This window comes from Poritiphilus flavus (assembly GCF_009901585.1).
Lineage (GTDB): Bacteria > Bacteroidota > Bacteroidia > Flavobacteriales > Flavobacteriaceae > Poritiphilus > Poritiphilus flavus.
Genome location: NZ_WXYO01000007.1, coordinates 1 through 14501, shown reverse-complemented (window position 1 = coordinate 14501; position 14501 = coordinate 1). Strand labels below are relative to the sequence as shown.

General features: G+C 44.3%; 16 protein-coding genes. 11 read left to right on the top strand and 5 right to left on the bottom strand.

The window, feature by feature from the left end; genetic code table 11:
• The first annotated feature begins 52 nt into the window (after positions 1-52).
• From GTQ38_RS15150 to rplS, 6 genes are all read left to right on the top strand, one after another.
• Complete coding sequence (locus GTQ38_RS15150; RefSeq protein ID WP_161436404.1) at positions 53-1504, top strand: glyceraldehyde-3-phosphate dehydrogenase; 1452 nt, start codon at positions 53-55, stop codon at positions 1502-1504.
• A 139-nt stretch (positions 1505-1643) separates the two neighbouring features.
• On the top strand, positions 1644-2264 hold the full coding sequence (locus GTQ38_RS15145) for a tRNA (guanine-N1)-methyltransferase (protein ID WP_161436403.1): 621 nt from the start codon (positions 1644-1646) through the stop codon (positions 2262-2264).
• 40 nt (positions 2265-2304) lie between these two features.
• Positions 2305-2748, top strand: a complete 444-nt coding sequence (locus GTQ38_RS15140; RefSeq protein ID WP_161436402.1) for a GNAT family N-acetyltransferase — start codon at positions 2305-2307, stop codon at positions 2746-2748.
• A gap of 27 nt (positions 2749-2775) precedes the next feature.
• Complete coding sequence (gene trmD / locus GTQ38_RS15135; RefSeq protein ID WP_161436401.1) at positions 2776-3453, top strand: tRNA (guanosine(37)-N1)-methyltransferase TrmD; 678 nt, start codon at positions 2776-2778, stop codon at positions 3451-3453.
• A gap of 72 nt (positions 3454-3525) precedes the next feature.
• Positions 3526-3849, top strand: coding sequence for a hypothetical protein (locus tag GTQ38_RS15130; protein ID WP_161436400.1), 324 nt, complete (start codon positions 3526-3528; stop codon positions 3847-3849).
• Positions 3850-3981: 132 nt separating this feature from the next.
• Positions 3982-4332 (top strand): 50S ribosomal protein L19, encoded by a 351-nt coding sequence (gene rplS, locus GTQ38_RS15125; protein WP_161436399.1) that lies wholly within the window; start codon positions 3982-3984, stop codon positions 4330-4332.
• Positions 4333-4409: 77 nt separating this feature from the next.
• On the opposite strand, the gene rocD is transcribed toward rplS, so the two are convergent.
• A complete protein-coding gene (gene rocD / locus GTQ38_RS15120) occupies positions 4410-5699 on the bottom strand; it encodes an ornithine--oxo-acid transaminase (RefSeq protein ID WP_161436398.1) in 1290 nt (429 codons plus the stop codon).
• Positions 5700-5907: 208 nt separating this feature from the next.
• Here rocD and rlmD point away from each other — a divergent pair, with 208 nt between their 5' ends.
• The 3 genes from rlmD to GTQ38_RS15105 are packed head-to-tail and all read left to right on the top strand — an operon-like array spanning position 5908 to position 8636.
• On the top strand, positions 5908-7335 hold the full coding sequence (gene rlmD, locus GTQ38_RS15115) for a 23S rRNA (uracil(1939)-C(5))-methyltransferase RlmD (RefSeq protein WP_161436397.1): 1428 nt from the start codon (positions 5908-5910) through the stop codon (positions 7333-7335).
• A complete protein-coding gene (locus tag GTQ38_RS15110) occupies positions 7319-7870 on the top strand; it encodes a DUF6452 family protein (RefSeq protein ID WP_238857967.1) in 552 nt (183 codons plus the stop codon). The genes rlmD and GTQ38_RS15110 overlap by 17 nt, the downstream gene beginning before the upstream one ends.
• The gene (locus GTQ38_RS15105) at positions 7851-8636 is read left to right on the top strand and encodes a DUF6048 family protein (RefSeq protein WP_161436396.1); all 786 of its coding nucleotides are present in this window, start codon (positions 7851-7853) and stop codon (positions 8634-8636) included. The genes GTQ38_RS15110 and GTQ38_RS15105 overlap by 20 nt, the downstream gene beginning before the upstream one ends.
• A 1-nt stretch (position 8637) precedes the next feature.
• Here GTQ38_RS15105 and GTQ38_RS15100 read toward each other — a convergent pair whose 3' ends face one another.
• Both GTQ38_RS15100 and GTQ38_RS15095 read right to left on the bottom strand, forming a co-directional pair.
• Entirely contained in the window at positions 8638-8868 is a 231-nt protein-coding gene (locus GTQ38_RS15100) for a hypothetical protein (protein WP_161436395.1), read from the bottom strand.
• Positions 8869-8871: 3 nt separating this feature from the next.
• Positions 8872-10035 (bottom strand): THUMP domain-containing class I SAM-dependent RNA methyltransferase, encoded by a 1164-nt coding sequence (locus tag GTQ38_RS15095; RefSeq protein ID WP_161436780.1) that lies wholly within the window; start codon positions 10033-10035, stop codon positions 8872-8874.
• An 80-nt stretch (positions 10036-10115) separates the two neighbouring features.
• Between GTQ38_RS15095 and GTQ38_RS15090 the strand changes: the two genes are divergently transcribed.
• Positions 10116-10787 (top strand): ZIP family metal transporter, encoded by a 672-nt coding sequence (locus GTQ38_RS15090; RefSeq protein WP_161436394.1) that lies wholly within the window; start codon positions 10116-10118, stop codon positions 10785-10787.
• Positions 10788-10834: 47 nt separating this feature from the next.
• Complete coding sequence (locus tag GTQ38_RS15085; RefSeq protein WP_238857966.1) at positions 10835-11752, top strand: ThuA domain-containing protein; 918 nt, start codon at positions 10835-10837, stop codon at positions 11750-11752.
• 5 nt (positions 11753-11757) lie between these two features.
• On the opposite strand, the gene trhA is transcribed toward GTQ38_RS15085, so the two are convergent.
• Both trhA and GTQ38_RS15075 read right to left on the bottom strand, forming a co-directional pair.
• Complete coding sequence (gene trhA, locus GTQ38_RS15080; RefSeq protein WP_161436393.1) at positions 11758-12384, bottom strand: PAQR family membrane homeostasis protein TrhA; 627 nt, start codon at positions 12382-12384, stop codon at positions 11758-11760.
• Positions 12381-13718, bottom strand: coding sequence for an amidohydrolase family protein (locus tag GTQ38_RS15075; RefSeq protein WP_161436392.1), 1338 nt, complete (start codon positions 13716-13718; stop codon positions 12381-12383). The genes trhA and GTQ38_RS15075 overlap by 4 nt, the downstream gene beginning before the upstream one ends.
• Positions 13719-14501: the final 783 nt, after the last annotated feature.

Here is a 14501-nt window from a genome sequence, read left to right as displayed (position 1 = left end):
CGAAAACGTTTGAAATGAATAATTTTGCAACAAAAATTAAACCCTACAATTAATGAACAGCATCAAATCTTATGAAAAGGAGCTAGCTTTTCAGGCAGACAGACGAAAGGCAACTACCGAGTTTATTAAGATCGTAAGCGACCTCTGGTATGACAAGGCCATTGAGGTAGTCCTTTTCAAGAATCAGATCATCGACAAGAACGTCAGCGATATCATAAACCTGCATGAGTATGCCGGCGAATTTGTCCAAAAGCCCATCTCTATTTTTGATTCGGTAGAGATCCTAAGGGCTATTGGCGACATTAAACTACCACCTTCAAAGCTTGATATTGGAAAGTTAACCTATGAATATCATACCGATGATCATAACAACTACCACAATGTAAAGGCCTTTGTACTTGACAAGCTCAAGGGAGCGAACGATACCAAAGAAATTGTCCCTAAAGATGTAGTGCTCTATGGTTTTGGAAGGATAGGACGACTTTTGGCCCGTGAATTAATGGCGAAAACCGGAAAAGGAAATCAATTACGCCTAAGGGCAATTGTTACCAGGGGTGAGTTTACCGAAGAGATCCTGGAAAAAAGAGCCACTTTACTGCGTACAGACTCCGTTCACGGACAGTTTATGGGAACGGTTGATGCAGACTATCAGAACAAAGCCCTTATCATAAACGGGACCACCGTACACCTTATCAACGCCCAAAAACCGGAAGAAATAGACTATATCAAATACGGCATCAACGATGCCTTGGTCATTGACAATACCGGAGCCTATAGGGACAAAAAAGGTCTGGGGCGTCATCTGAAAGCCAAAGGTGTGTCCAAAACGTTGCTTACAGCTCCCGGAAAGGAAGTACCGAATATTGTACACGGCGTTAATCAGAAGGAATTCGATCCGGATATCACCTCGATCTATTCCGCGGCTTCCTGCACTACTAATGCCATCACGCCAATCCTCAAGGTAGTGGACGATTCCCTGGGTATTAAAAAAGGACATCTGGAAACCATTCATGCCTATACCAACGACCAGAACCTGGTAGACAATATGCACGGCAAATACAGACGCGGAAGGGCAGCAGCCTTGAATATGGTCATTACCGAAACCGGTGCAGGCCAAGCCGTGGCCAAGGCATTACCCAACCTGGAAGGCAAGCTTACCTCTAATGCCATACGGGTGCCGGTACCCAACGGATCCCTGGCCATACTCAACCTGGAAGTAAAGCACAAGACCTCTAAGGAAAGCCTGAATACCATTGTAAAGAAATACGCCCTGGAAGGCGATCTTGTAGAGCAGATCAAATATTCACTGAGCAACGAGCTGGTGTCTACCGATATTATCGGGACCTCCGCTCCCGCCATTTACGACAGCACGGCCACCATTGTATCCCCCGATGGCAAAAACCTGATTTTGTATGTCTGGTATGACAACGAGTACGGCTATGCCCATCAGGTGATCAGGCTTGCAAAATACATTGCAAAAGTCCGCCGTTTCACTTACTATTAATACCTTTGACCGGAGGCAGAAAGTTTAAAGTCCCTATCGGGGGGCGATAAACGTTGTGGTTGAATTTTTTTCTTAATTGATTTTATTGAAGTACTTTAGCCTCACTCTAAATCATTTAATAATACAAGAATAACTACAAATGAAGGGTTATAAAATACTATCCATTATAATTGCTTTGTGGACCTTTAACTTACAGTATGCTCAAGATGCGGGGGCGCAGCAGGAACTTTCCCTGGACCAGGGCTCTATAGACAGCCAGTTTGAATTCATTTACAAGAAGTCCGGGAATTACCGGGCTGAGGGAAAGCGATATGAGGTGGTTCGGGTAATTAATCTGGACAAACTGAGAAAGAACGTCATAGATTCGATCAACGCTGCAAATGCTAAAAAATCTGAGCTGAACGCTACAATAGCCACTCATGAGGCTACCATATCATCACTGAATAAAAAGCTGGAGGATACTACCAGCAACCTGAATTCAGTTACCGCCGAAAAGGATAGTATGTCTTTCCTGGGTATACAAGTTTCAAAAGGAACTTATAACGGCATTCTCTGGACCATCATTGCCGGGTTGCTCGCGTTGCTACTTCTCTTTATTTATAAATTCAGAAGAAGTAACATCCTGACCCAGATTGCCAAATCCAACCTTAGCGAACTGGAGACAGAATATGAGGATCACCGACGAAGGGCACTGGAAAGGGAGCAAAGAATAAGCAGACAACTCCAGGATGAGATAAACAAGTACAAAAAAATGAAATAATGATAAGCTCCCTCCGGGGAGCTTTTTTAATGGCATCGATATGATCAACATCCGCAAAGCCAACAAATCAGATATTCCGGAATTAGCCCCGCTGTTCGACGCCTACAGGGTCTTTTATGAGCAAAAGTCTGATCTCAGCGGTGCTGTAAAATTCTTGGAAGATCGCTTTTATCGCGAAGAAACGGTGGTTTTTTTGGCCTATTCCAATGAAACTGCCATAGGTTTTACCCAATTATTCACCAGTTTTTCTTCAGTAAGCATGCAGGCTGTTTACATTCTCAATGATCTTTTTGTAGATCATAATTTTCGAAAACAAGGAGTTGGTGAATTGTTGCTGAACAGGGCCAAGGAGTTTTGTATAGAGAACAACTACAAAGGTTTAGCGCTGGAGACCGCGGTAGATAATCCGGCCCAAAAGCTATACGAACGCCTGGGCTGGGTAAAGGATTCCCATTGCTTCCATTATTTCTGGACGGCAGGCTGATCCTGAGGAAAATCGTATTTTGCAGACATGAGAATTGATATAATCACGGTTCTGCCGGAACTCCTGAAAAGTCCGTTTGAGGCATCTATACTAAAAAGGGCCATTGAAAAAGGTTTGGTGGAGGTTCATTTGCACAACCTGAGGGACTATACCGAGGATAACTACAAGCAGGTAGACGACTACCAATTTGGCGGAGGTGCCGGAATGGTCTTAATGATTGAGCCTATTGACAAATGTATCACTGCACTAAAAAAGGAAAGAACCTATGACGAGGTCATCTATCTAACCCCTGACGGTGAAACCCTGAATCAGAAAACAGCCAACAGTTTGTCACTTCGGAAAAACCTGATCATTCTCTGCGGGCATTACAAAGGAGTGGATCAGAGGGTAAGAGATACTTTGGTTACCCGTGAGATCTCCATCGGAGACTACGTCCTTTCAGGCGGTGAATTGGGAGCCGCGGTGCTATGCGATTCTATCATCAGACTGCTTCCCGGTGTGCTTAATGACGAAACTTCGGCCTTGACGGATACCTTCCAGGACAATCTCCTGGCACCACCGGTATATACGCGGCCCAGAGATTACAAGGGCCTAAAAGTTCCCGAAGTTTTACTAGGAGGGAATTTCCCTGAGATTGAAAAATGGCGTGAGGAGGAAGCGCTTAAACGAACACAGGAATTAAGGCCAGACCTCCTGGAAAAATAAGTCAGGGCCTTTTTGCGTTAGTGTAATGTGAAACAGGTAGATTTCCTGTCAACGCATTAAAACCGCAGAAAAATGGATGAAAATCATTTGACCCTATACGGCATTGGATACATACTTGGCTTCCTTACGCAGTTCGCTGTATTGGTAGCCTGTGTTATTTTACTGTTCAGGCGACGCTCTCTGGCAGCTATCCTCATGCTTATAGGTAGCCTGACCACCTTGATGCTCAGTGGACTGAGTGCCTTCTCCGGCCTTTTAGCGGACAGCCCTCAAGATCTGGTGCTGTATCAGGGGATCACAATAATTCTCAAGGAATTGTGTTATTTGATATTTGCTGTTGGGCTGCTTTTACTGATACTACAGTACATCAGGCAATACCGTTTATTACAGGCCTGATTTACAAATAGGAAAAAAGCAAGCCGGGTACTTGTGGATTGACATTTATTGATTATTTTTGCAGTCGATTAAAATCAACCTCTGACGAGGTCCGTGAATGTTGGTTTTGACAAACCCATTAAACAAAATATCATGGAATCTTTAGTAAAATTTGTTGAAAACGAATTTGTTCCAAAAAAAGAATTTCCTGAATTCTCATCCGGAGATACCATCACAGTATACTATGAGATCAAGGAAGGGGAAAAAACAAGAACCCAGTTTTTCAAGGGAGTAGTTATTCAAAGAAGAGGTACCGGGGCTACTGAGACCTTTACCATTCGCAAAATGTCCGGAACTGTGGGTGTTGAGCGAATCTTCCCGATCAATATGCCTGCGCTGCAAAAGATTGAGATAAACAAGAAAGGAAAAGTGCGAAGAGCTCGTATTTTCTACTTCAGGGGTCTTACCGGTAAGAAAGCGAGGATCAAAGAAGTACGTTCTTAATCTCCCCAACGGATAAAAAATCAAACCCTGGCCTAGGCCAGGGTTTTTTATTTGACTTGTTTTCTTCCGGATGGTGTTTATTGCCCAGTTTTCTTTTCAAAATCAAGAATGGTCTTACTGATGATTGCGATGCAATCCAGGAGTTCCTCCTCTGTCATAACCAGTGGCGGCGCAAAGCGAATGATGTTCCCATGGGTGGGTTTAGCCAGCAGTCCGTTTTCCTTAAGGGCTATACAAATGTCCCAGGCTGTGGAACTATCTTCAGTATCGTTGATCACTATCGCGTTCAACAATCCTTTACCCCTAACCAATTTGACTAATGAGGATTTAGCCATCAGTTTTTCCATTCCCTGCCTGAATATCTCTCCGAGATATTCCGCATTTTCCGCCAGGTTCTCTTCTTTCACCACGTCTAAGGCAGCCATGGCCACTGCACAGGCAAGCGGGTTGCCTCCAAAGGTAGAGCCGTGATTACCGGGACGGATTACTTCCATGACCTCATTGTTCGCGAGCACAGCGGAGACTGGCAGCACTCCTCCGGAAAGCGCCTTACCCAAAATAAGCACATCGGGCTTTACTTCAGGCTCCCCACTGCAATTCTTGTCACTACAACCACAGTCGCCACAAGAAGCTAAAAGCCTTCCGGTCCTGGCAATTCCGGTTTGCACCTCGTCTGCGATGAATAACACATTTTTTTGTTTGCAGAGATCGTAGGCTTCTTTTAGATAGTTTTCGTCTGGTACATAGACCCCTGCCTCACCTTGAATAGGCTCTACAAGGAATGCCGCAATATTCGGATCTTCAAGAGCTTCACGCAAGGCATTGATATCATCGTAACGAATGGACAATATACCAGGCGTAAAAGGTCCGAAATTTTCCGTGGCAATAGGGTCATTCGAGGCCGAAATTATGGTAATGGTACGCCCGTGAAAATTATTCTGGCACACCACTATCTTGGCCTGGTTGGAATGGATCCCCTTTTTCTCATATCCCCATTTCCTGGAGATCTTTATGGCTGTTTCCACCGCCTCAGCACCGGTATTCATGGGTAGTACCCTATCAAAACCAAAGTACTCCGACATATACTTCTCATACCTTCCCAACATATCGTTGTAAAATGCACGTGAAGTAAGGGTGAGATTTTCAGCCTGTTCCTTTAAGGCAGCAATGATCTTTGGGTGGCAATGCCCCTGGTTAACCGCGGAATAGGCAGATAAGAAATCATAGTATTTCTTACCTTCCACATCCCATACATAGACGCCTTCACCCCTACTCAAAACAACTGGTAGCGGATGATAGTTCTGCGCTCCGTACTTTTCTTCCAGAGCGATCGCATCTGCGGAAGTGATTCTTTCCATTACAGACATGATTCTAAAAATTTAAATAAGACTTCAGCAATTCCTTCTTACGGAGAGAAATCATCCATGCAGTAAGGCTAAATTACAAATTTTATCAGTGGTGCAAAATACTTTCATCAAATGAATCCACGGCCGGAATACCCCATGAGCAGGCTTACTTTGTTAACAGTATCTTATGGGCATCATATCTTCTTAAAAAAGAGCTTACATTTGCCTCATGCGAAAAAACCGCGTGAAAAAGTATTTTGAGAATGTCCTGATTACCGATGCGGGAGCTAAAGGTAAGGCCATCGGTAAAGCCCCTGACGGCAGAGTAATTTTCCTGACGAATGCTGTACCGGGTGATGTAGTCGATGTTCAAACTACAAAAAAGCGCAAGGCGTATTTTGAGGGGGTGGCTACCGCCTTTCATACTTATTCCGAAAAAAGAGTATCTCCGGAGTGCTCGCATTTTGGAGTGTGCGGTGGTTGTAAATGGCAACATATGGCCTATGAGCACCAGCTCTATTACAAGCAACGGGAAGTAGAGAACAACCTCAAACGCATTGGTCAATTAGATCTTCCCGAATTATTACCTATACTGGGGTCTGAAAAGCAATACTTCTACAGGAACAAAATGGAATTCTCTTTTTCGGACAGCCGTTGGCTTACCCCTGAAGAAATAGAATCCAAAGATCCCATAGAAGACCGTACCGCCCTTGGTTTTCATATTCCCGGAATGTGGGACAAGATCCTGGATATCGATAAGTGCCATTTACAGCGGGATCCTTCCAATGCCTTGAGAACAACGATTAAAAATTATGCCAGGAAAGAAGGTTTGTCCTTTTTCAATCTAAGAGAACAGCGGGGCCTACTTCGCAATTTGATGATCCGTACCGCCTCCACAGGTGAACTAATGGTACTCATACAGTTCTTTGAGGATGATAAGGTGGCGCGAGAAGGATTGTTGGAACATCTTTACGACTCATTCCCTGAGATTACCTCCCTGCTTTACGTGATCAACCAAAAGCAGAACGATACCCTATATGATCAGAAGGTGATTTGCTACAAGGGAAGGGATCACATCTTTGAAGAGATGGAAGGGCTGCGTTTTAAAATTAATGCAAAGTCGTTTTATCAGACCAATTCAGAACAAGCCTATGAGTTATACAAAGTGGTGAGAGATTTCGCGGGGCTTAGCGGTGAGGAATTGGTTTTCGATCTCTATACCGGAACCGGTACTATAGCGCAGTTTCTGGCATCAAAGGCACGCAAAGTTGTAGGTATTGAAGCCGTTCCTGATGCAATTGAAGCCGCAAAATCCAATGCTGTTCTCAACGGGATTTCCAATACAGACTTTTATGTTGGGGATATGCGCCATATCTTCTCGGCCGATTTCGTAAAGGAGCACGGGAAACCTGATGTACTTATTACGGACCCGCCACGTGATGGAATGCATAAAGCCGTGGTCCAGCAAATCCTGGATATTAACCCGGAACGAGTGGTTTATGTAAGCTGTAACAGTGCCACCCAGGCCAGGGACCTAAGCCTGATGAAGGAAGATTATATAATTAAAAAGGTACAAGCTGTTGATATGTTTCCACAGACTTATCATGTGGAAAATGTAGTACTTTTGGAACGTAAAAAGCATGAGGCGAGTAATTAAACGGATACTTAGTACAAACCTTGGACCTGAGGGGAAAATGAAATACGTTTTCCTTTTCTTTTTGACTGCTATGGTATTTGAAGCTTGTGAAAAAGACGATATCTGCGTGGACGGGGATACTCCGCTTTTAGTGATCCGCTTTTACGATGCAGAAGATACTACAGAATTCAAAGCGGTAACCAACTTAAGGGTAATTGGCCTGGGTCAGGGAAGTACCTTGAATACCTTTACTGATCGGAGTAGCATTGATTCCATAGGTTTGCCCCTGCAAATAAATCAGCCCACAACTTCCTTTCAACTGATCTTTGAGTCCGAAGACGACGAGAACGATGTGGAAACAGGAAACATTGATACCCTGAGCTTCTCCTACAATACCCAGGAGGTATATGTTTCGAGGGCCTGTGGTTTTGTGGCTAATTATGAGGAAGTAACTCCTGAACTTACTTCCGATTCGTCTAATTGGATACAGGAAATTGAGGTTGTCACTTCTACGGTTACGAACCAAATAAGCGCGCATGTCAAGATATTTCATTAGTCTTATAGGATTGTTTTGGATAGTTAGCGGATTGGCCCAACAGGAATCCATTGATCTGCAACCCAAAGACACCGTGCGCTATGATGAACCCTACGGCATCAGGGTGGGAATTGATCTTAACCGGCCATTGATCACTTTCCTGAATGATGATTACACGGGATTTGAGATCGTCGGAGATTACCGCATCACCAGGAAACTTTACCTGGCGGCAGAACTCGGAAACGAAAAGAAGACCCGGAGCGAATTATTGGGAAATGATCTTAACGAGGGTCAATTCGAGATTTACAATTTTACCACTTCAGGAAGCTACCTAAAGCTTGGGGTGGATTACAACACTTATGAAAACTGGTATGGAATGAACAATTCCATTTTTATCGGTGGCCGTTACGCCATCAGCAGTCATAGCCAGACCCTGAACAATTATACGCTTTTTGACAGTAATCGGTATTGGAGTCCGGATGGTTTTGTGCCCGGGTCACTTGAGCCTGAGGAATTTGGGGGTTTGAGCGCCTCCTGGCTTGAGTTCGTCTTCGGAACCAAAGTGGAGCTCTTCGCAAATATCTTCCTGGGTGCCAGCGTACGGCTAGCCTTCCTGGTGACAAATAAAGAAGCTGATCGATTTCCCAATCTCTGGATCCCGGGATTCAATAAAGTCACTGATGGTAGTAATTTCGGTGTGGGCTATAACTATACACTTAGCTACTTTTTGCCCCTTTATAAAAAAGCTAAAAAGAAAAAGGTGGAAGAGGCTCCTCAGGGCCAATGACCTAAATCTCCCGAATACCTTTGATAAAGATCCATTTCATCATGATCTTCTCGCCTTGCTCTGTTGTGATTGCACCGAATTTTGGCGCAAGGATATTGGCAACGATGGCTGAGGTAACCGCCAGAAAAATGGGGTTAATTGGCCAGTAATAGCCAAGTAACAGGCGGACCACAATAAAAAGCAGGGCAAACCCTATGAAATTAAATAATAACGCTTTGTATTTTGGTCTCATAGTTTAGATCTCTTTTTGGTATTTAGCCTTTTTACTTCCCTGGTACATTTCGTATTTAACAAAACGCGATTCCAGTTTTCCATTGAATACTTTGATCTTTCTGGAGGTCCGTAGTCCCACATATTTCAGCGCCTCCATATTGGAACAGATCAGCCAGGCCTCCGTGCCGGGATATCCTTTCTTTAGCGTATCCCCAATATTACCGTAAAATTCCTTTATATCGATACTCAAACGCTCGCCATAAGGTGGATTGAATACCATATGTAAGGGTCCGTCTGTAGACTTAGAAGATTCAAAGAAATTCTGCTGATCTATGCTAATGTATTCGGAGAGATTGGCGTTCTCCACATTTTCAATAGCCTTTCGTACAGCCGACGGCGCCTTGTCGAATCCGGTGATCTTAAAATTAAACTCCCTGGTCCTGTTTAGACTGGCTTGAACGATTTTCTCAAACAACTCCTGGTTATAATCAAGCCAGTTTTGAAATGCGAAATGCGTTCGATTGATGTTAGCCGGTATGTTACACGCGATCATGGCCGCCTCTACCAATAAGGTGCCACTACCGCACATGGGGTCCAGGAAATGAGTTCTTCCATCCCAGCCACTAAGTAATAGTAAGCCAGCGGCAAGCACTTCGTTAATCGGGGCAATGTTAGTGGCTTTGCGGTAGCCCCTGTGATGTAGGGAACTACCTGAACTGTCCAGGGCAACCTCGCATTGATTCCTTTGAATGTGCAGGTGGATCCTAATGTCCGGTGTCTTCAGATCTACACTTGGACGACTACCCTGTCGTTCCATAAATCTGTCCACAATCGCATCCTTTGCCTTCTGTGAAACAAATAAGGAATGCCTGAAGTGGTCCGACTTAAGCAGGCTATCTACCAGAATGGTATTTTTTGTACTGAGAAATTGCTCCCATGGCAGTCTGTGGATCTTTTTGTACAGGTCCTTTTCATCCCTAACGTAAAAAGAAGTAATGGGCCTCAGTATCTTTAAGGCCGTTCTAAGGCAGAGGTTGGCCTTGTACATAAACCCAAGGTCTCCGGAGAACGAAACGTTGCGTACACCTATTCTGACCTCTCCCGCCCCAAGGTTCCTCAACTCCCTGGCAAGAATTTCTTCAAAGCCGTAAAGGGTCTTTGCGACCATTCTAAAATTACCGTCCATAAACTTCTGAAAGAATGCCACAAAAATACACTAATTTTGGCTCGGATTAATTTTAGTCCAATACCTGGCCAAAATACTTTATGACCTATCTTTTATTAGTTCTTTCCGTTCTTGTTCCCTTTGGTTTTGTTTATGCCTTTCGTCCGGAAAAAGGTGAAGGAATGCGGTTACTCCTGGCCTTTAGCGGAGCTTATCTATTGGCCCTGACCACTTTTGAATTGCTTCCGGAGGTGTATCAGAATAGCGATGCGAAGACCATTGGCGGTTTTATCATTTTAGGGATAGTGCTCCAGATCTTTCTGGAGTTTTTCTCTAAAGGCGCTGAACATGGACATGTTCATCTGGACAGCAATAATGTGAATTTCCCGCTCTTACTTTTCGTAAGTATTTCGTTACACGCGTTCCTTGAAGGGATCCCCTTAGACCAGCATGGCGGGATACTTTACGGAATACTGGTGCATAAGATCCCTATCGCATTAATATTAAGTTTGTTTCTGATAAACTCCAAGATCAAGAGGGTTTACGTATTTCTATTTATTGTGTTATTTTCACTTATGACCCCGCTTGGATATCTCTTTGCCGGTGAATACGGGTTAATAGGCAAGTACTCAGATTGGATAACAGCTTTGGTCATCGGGGTTTTCCTTCATATCTCAACCATAATACTATTTGAGAGTTCGGAGGGGCATACATTCAATCTCAGAAAGCTATTGGTAATTCTATTGGGTGTGCTATTGGCCTATTTCATTTAGTGGGGCATAAATCGTAATTTAGGAGATGAACCATTACACCATTTGCCATGCGAGAATCCCTGTTTGTTTTAATGTTCTTGTTTTCCTTTGTTCTATCTGCTCAAAATTTAAAACCGATAGAACTTAACGAGGATTGGCTTAACAAAATTTCGGACCTGGTTCCTGAGACCGCTAAAGAGCCTGGCAGTGCCGAAAAACAAATCCTGATCTTCTCCCTTCATACCGGCTATGAACATTGGACTATACCGCATACTGCCGCGGTTATGGAAATACTGGTGGATAAAATTGAAAGTTATAATAGTGTTACCAGTTTCGATATTCAGGAATTTCAAATGGAAAACCTAAAGAAGTACGATGCGGTAATACTCAACAATAATTGCTCTAAAAGAGACAAAAGGAATCTTTTTTGGGATGTGCTTAGCCAGAACAAATCACTTTCTAAAGAGCAGGCAGAAAAGCAGGCTAATGCGATGGAGAACAACCTTTTAGAATACGTAAGATCCGGAGGCGGATTAATCGTACTTCACGGAGGCATTACCATGCAGAACAAATCGGATGCTTTTAGTGAACTGGTAGGCGGGAGTTTTGACTATCATCCAAAACAACAAAACATTAAAGTTGAATTAGTAGACGCAGATCATCCATTGTTAAGTGCTTTTGAGGGCAAGGGGTTTGAACATATTGACGAACCATACTTTTTCAACAACGCCTATTTTGACTATGACTTCAGGCCTTTGCTATATATGGACGCCAATTCTCTTACGGACCTTAGGGAACCGGTAGAAGATAACATAAAGTACATTTCATGGATAAAACGCTACGGAAACGGGCGTGTTTTCTACTCTTCACTGTCTCACAACGCTCAGAGTTACGATAATAGTGGCCTTCTCAAGTTTTTATCGGACGGAATGCGGTATGCGGCGGGAGAATTGGCCTGCGATGATGCTCCTATGGGTAAGCCGTGATAGACTTAAATGACATGCAGGTATATCATAAACCAGTGACTTATGGCTCCTCCCAACACAAAAATGTGCCAGATCAAATGGTTATAGGGGATCCGTCTGATGGCATAAAATAGGATCCCCAATGTATAAAACGCTCCTCCCAGTCCCATGAGCCAAAGTCCTTCTTTCGATAACTGAGTGGTAAGATTCCGGAAATCAAAAACAATCATCCATCCCATAAAGAGGTAGAGCAACAGGGAGAAAACTTCAAATCTTCCGGTAAAAAAGAGCTTTAACAAGGTCCCTACTAATGCCATCCCCCAGACGACATAAAAAATAGTCCAGCCATTTCCAGATTCTAAAGTAATTAATGATACAGGGGTATAGGTTCCCGCGATCAGATAGTAAATGCTGATGTGATCCAGCACCCGTAGCTTTTTCTTTAGCGATGGCTCTGCAATAGAATGATACCAGGCAGATGCGACAAACAGCAGTATAAGGGATAAGCTATATGTTATAATCGCAAAATTTGCGTATTCTGTGTGGCGGGTATTGTTTTTGAGCAGCAATACGAAGCCAACCAGGCCCAGTACTGCCCCAAAGCCGTGAGAAATTGCATTCAGGGTTTCTTCTTCCCTATAGGATAAACTCACTTGTAACGTTTTCCGTGTTTGATAACCATGTCAACATCCTGGAGTAGGCTGATATACCTTAAGACGTCACCATTTACGGCTATGATATCCGCATATTTTCCCGGAGTAACCGTCCCGACATCATCTGCTACACCCATCCACAATGCCGGCCAGTAAGTGGCTGCGCGGATCGCATACATCGGATCAATACCAAACTCATTGACCCATACATCCAGTTCATTCCAGGTAGACTGGCTGTGAAATTTCATAGGGATACCACTGTCTGTCCCTATGAGCAGTACGACTCCCGCATCCAGCAATTGATGGATCTTGGTTTTCAGAGTAGGTTTTCTTGAAGGTGTCAGTTGAAAGTAAGGTAATCGGTCCGGGTGTTTAATACTTTCCTTAATGTCAGTAATAATGCTGTCTGGCAAACCCAGATGCCAGGAATCATTATCCAGTTTTTCCGGATTATCCCTTACATACTCATAATTATAAAGCCCTTCTACTGTAGGGCACCAAAAAAGAGGGCCTTTATTCATTTGCGCCGTCCTTTCCCGGATCATTTCCATGACGTCTTCAGGATATCTGGGAGCAGAAGAAAGTCCGGTATGTTCAAAGCAATCAACACCAACTTGCAGCCCCCGGCGGATCTCTTCCGGGCGATGACCATGAGCGACTACTTTCAGATTATGTTCGTGGGCTTCATCTACAACCGCATTGAGTTCTTCCATAGACATTTGGTCCTGATCTATCAACTTGATCACATCTACTCCGGCATTGGCAAGTTTTCTTATTTTCTTTCTCCCGTCCTCCGGGCCATTTACCCCCCAGCGAAAAGCTTCGGTATTTGGGTAAGGCTTGTGCTGGATAAAAGGGCCTGAGACATACAAGGTAGCGCCAGGTATTTCACCTTTGTTAATAGCATCCCTAACCGCAATGCTTTCCTCTAATGGAGCTCCAAGATCACGGGCACTGGTTACGCCTGCGAGAAGCAATTGATGAGCTGAGGCCGGCATGATCACATCTTTGAATAAGGGGGGATAGGTCCTATCCCAATAGGCGTAATCCGCATGACCATTGATCATGGTGTGCACATGCATATCCCACAATCCGGGCAGTACGGTCATTCCTTCAGTGGAGATCACTTCTGCATTTTCAGGTATTGCTGTGTTGTTCTGGTCGCCTACCGCCTTAATGCGTTCTCCTTCTATAATGATCACACTATTTTTGATTGGATTGGAACCATAACCGTCTATCAGGGTACCTCCAACCAGGGCCTTGATATTTTCCGTTTGCCCAAAACCCAGGAAAGCGCAGAACGCGAATGCGGCGCATAAAAGAGTATTTCGCATACTTAAAAGGATTGGTTTAAAAGATGCTACAACCTACTTATTCTTGGGGAGAATACCAAGGGGAAAGTTTGGGGTTTTCCAAAGGTGCATGGGGTTCCGGCTTTGGGCGGAGAATTAAAAATCCTGACGCCATAGGTCAGGAAGTTTTGTGCGGCGGCCTATCCATGATGTCGCCAAAGGCGTTGCCTTTTTAGCGGATCAGGACCCTGACGGGCCAGGGGCTTCGTCAGCGGCTCTCCCCACCTGGTCTTTATCCTTTTAAAATAAAAAGACCCCTCACACTAGTGTGAAGGGTCTTCGAAGAAGGCGGCGGCCTATCCATGATGTCGCCAAAGGCTTCGCCTTTTTAGCGGATCAGGACCCTGACGAGCTAGGGGCTTCGTCAGCGGCTCTCTCACCTGGTCTTTATCCTTTTAAATAAAAATCCTGACGCCATAGGTCAGGAAGTTTTGTGTCGGCGGCCTATCCATGATTCAGCAAAAGGCGTTGCCTTTTTAGCGAATCAGGACCCTGACGAGCCAGAGGCTTCGTCAGCGGCTCTCCCACCTGGTCTTTATCCTTTTAAAATAAAAAGACCCCTCACACTAGTGTGAAGGGTCTTCGAAGAAGGCGGCGGCCTATCCATGATGTCGCCAAAGGCGTTGCCTTTTTAGCGAATCAGGACCCTGACGAGCCAGGGGCTTCGTCAGCGGCTCTCTCACCTGGTCTTTATCCTTTTAAAATAAAAAGACCCCTCACACTAGTGTGAAGGGTCTTTGAAGAAGGCGGCGGCCTATCCATGAT

Bases quoted from the DNA above. Each gene is read 5' to 3' on its own strand.
- GTQ38_RS15130 (WP_161436400.1), top strand. From the start codon at position 3,526: ATGGATGAAAATCATTTGACCCTATACGGCATTGGATACATACTTGGC.
- GTQ38_RS15150 (WP_161436404.1), top strand. From the start codon at position 53: ATGAACAGCATCAAATCTTATGAAAAGGAGCTAGCTTTTCAGGCAGAC.
- GTQ38_RS15145 (WP_161436403.1), top strand. From the start codon at position 1,644: ATGAAGGGTTATAAAATACTATCCATTATAATTGCTTTGTGGACCTTT.
- GTQ38_RS15140 (WP_161436402.1), top strand. From the start codon at position 2,305: ATGATCAACATCCGCAAAGCCAACAAATCAGATATTCCGGAATTAGCC.
- rplS (WP_161436399.1), top strand. From the start codon at position 3,982: ATGGAATCTTTAGTAAAATTTGTTGAAAACGAATTTGTTCCAAAAAAA.
- GTQ38_RS15075 (WP_161436392.1), bottom strand. From the start codon at position 13,718: ATGCGAAATACTCTTTTATGCGCCGCATTCGCGTTCTGCGCTTTCCTG.
- rlmD (WP_161436397.1), top strand. From the start codon at position 5,908: ATGCGAAAAAACCGCGTGAAAAAGTATTTTGAGAATGTCCTGATTACC.
- GTQ38_RS15085 (WP_238857966.1), top strand. From the start codon at position 10,835: ATGCGAGAATCCCTGTTTGTTTTAATGTTCTTGTTTTCCTTTGTTCTA.
- trmD (WP_161436401.1), top strand. From the start codon at position 2,776: ATGAGAATTGATATAATCACGGTTCTGCCGGAACTCCTGAAAAGTCCG.
- rocD (WP_161436398.1), bottom strand. From the start codon at position 5,699: ATGTCTGTAATGGAAAGAATCACTTCCGCAGATGCGATCGCTCTGGAA.
- GTQ38_RS15100 (WP_161436395.1), bottom strand. From the start codon at position 8,868: ATGAGACCAAAATACAAAGCGTTATTATTTAATTTCATAGGGTTTGCC.
- GTQ38_RS15095 (WP_161436780.1), bottom strand. From the start codon at position 10,035: ATGGACGGTAATTTTAGAATGGTCGCAAAGACCCTTTACGGCTTTGAA.
- GTQ38_RS15105 (WP_161436396.1), top strand. From the start codon at position 7,851: ATGTCAAGATATTTCATTAGTCTTATAGGATTGTTTTGGATAGTTAGC.
- GTQ38_RS15110 (WP_238857967.1), top strand. From the start codon at position 7,319: ATGAGGCGAGTAATTAAACGGATACTTAGTACAAACCTTGGACCTGAG.
- GTQ38_RS15090 (WP_161436394.1), top strand. From the start codon at position 10,116: ATGACCTATCTTTTATTAGTTCTTTCCGTTCTTGTTCCCTTTGGTTTT.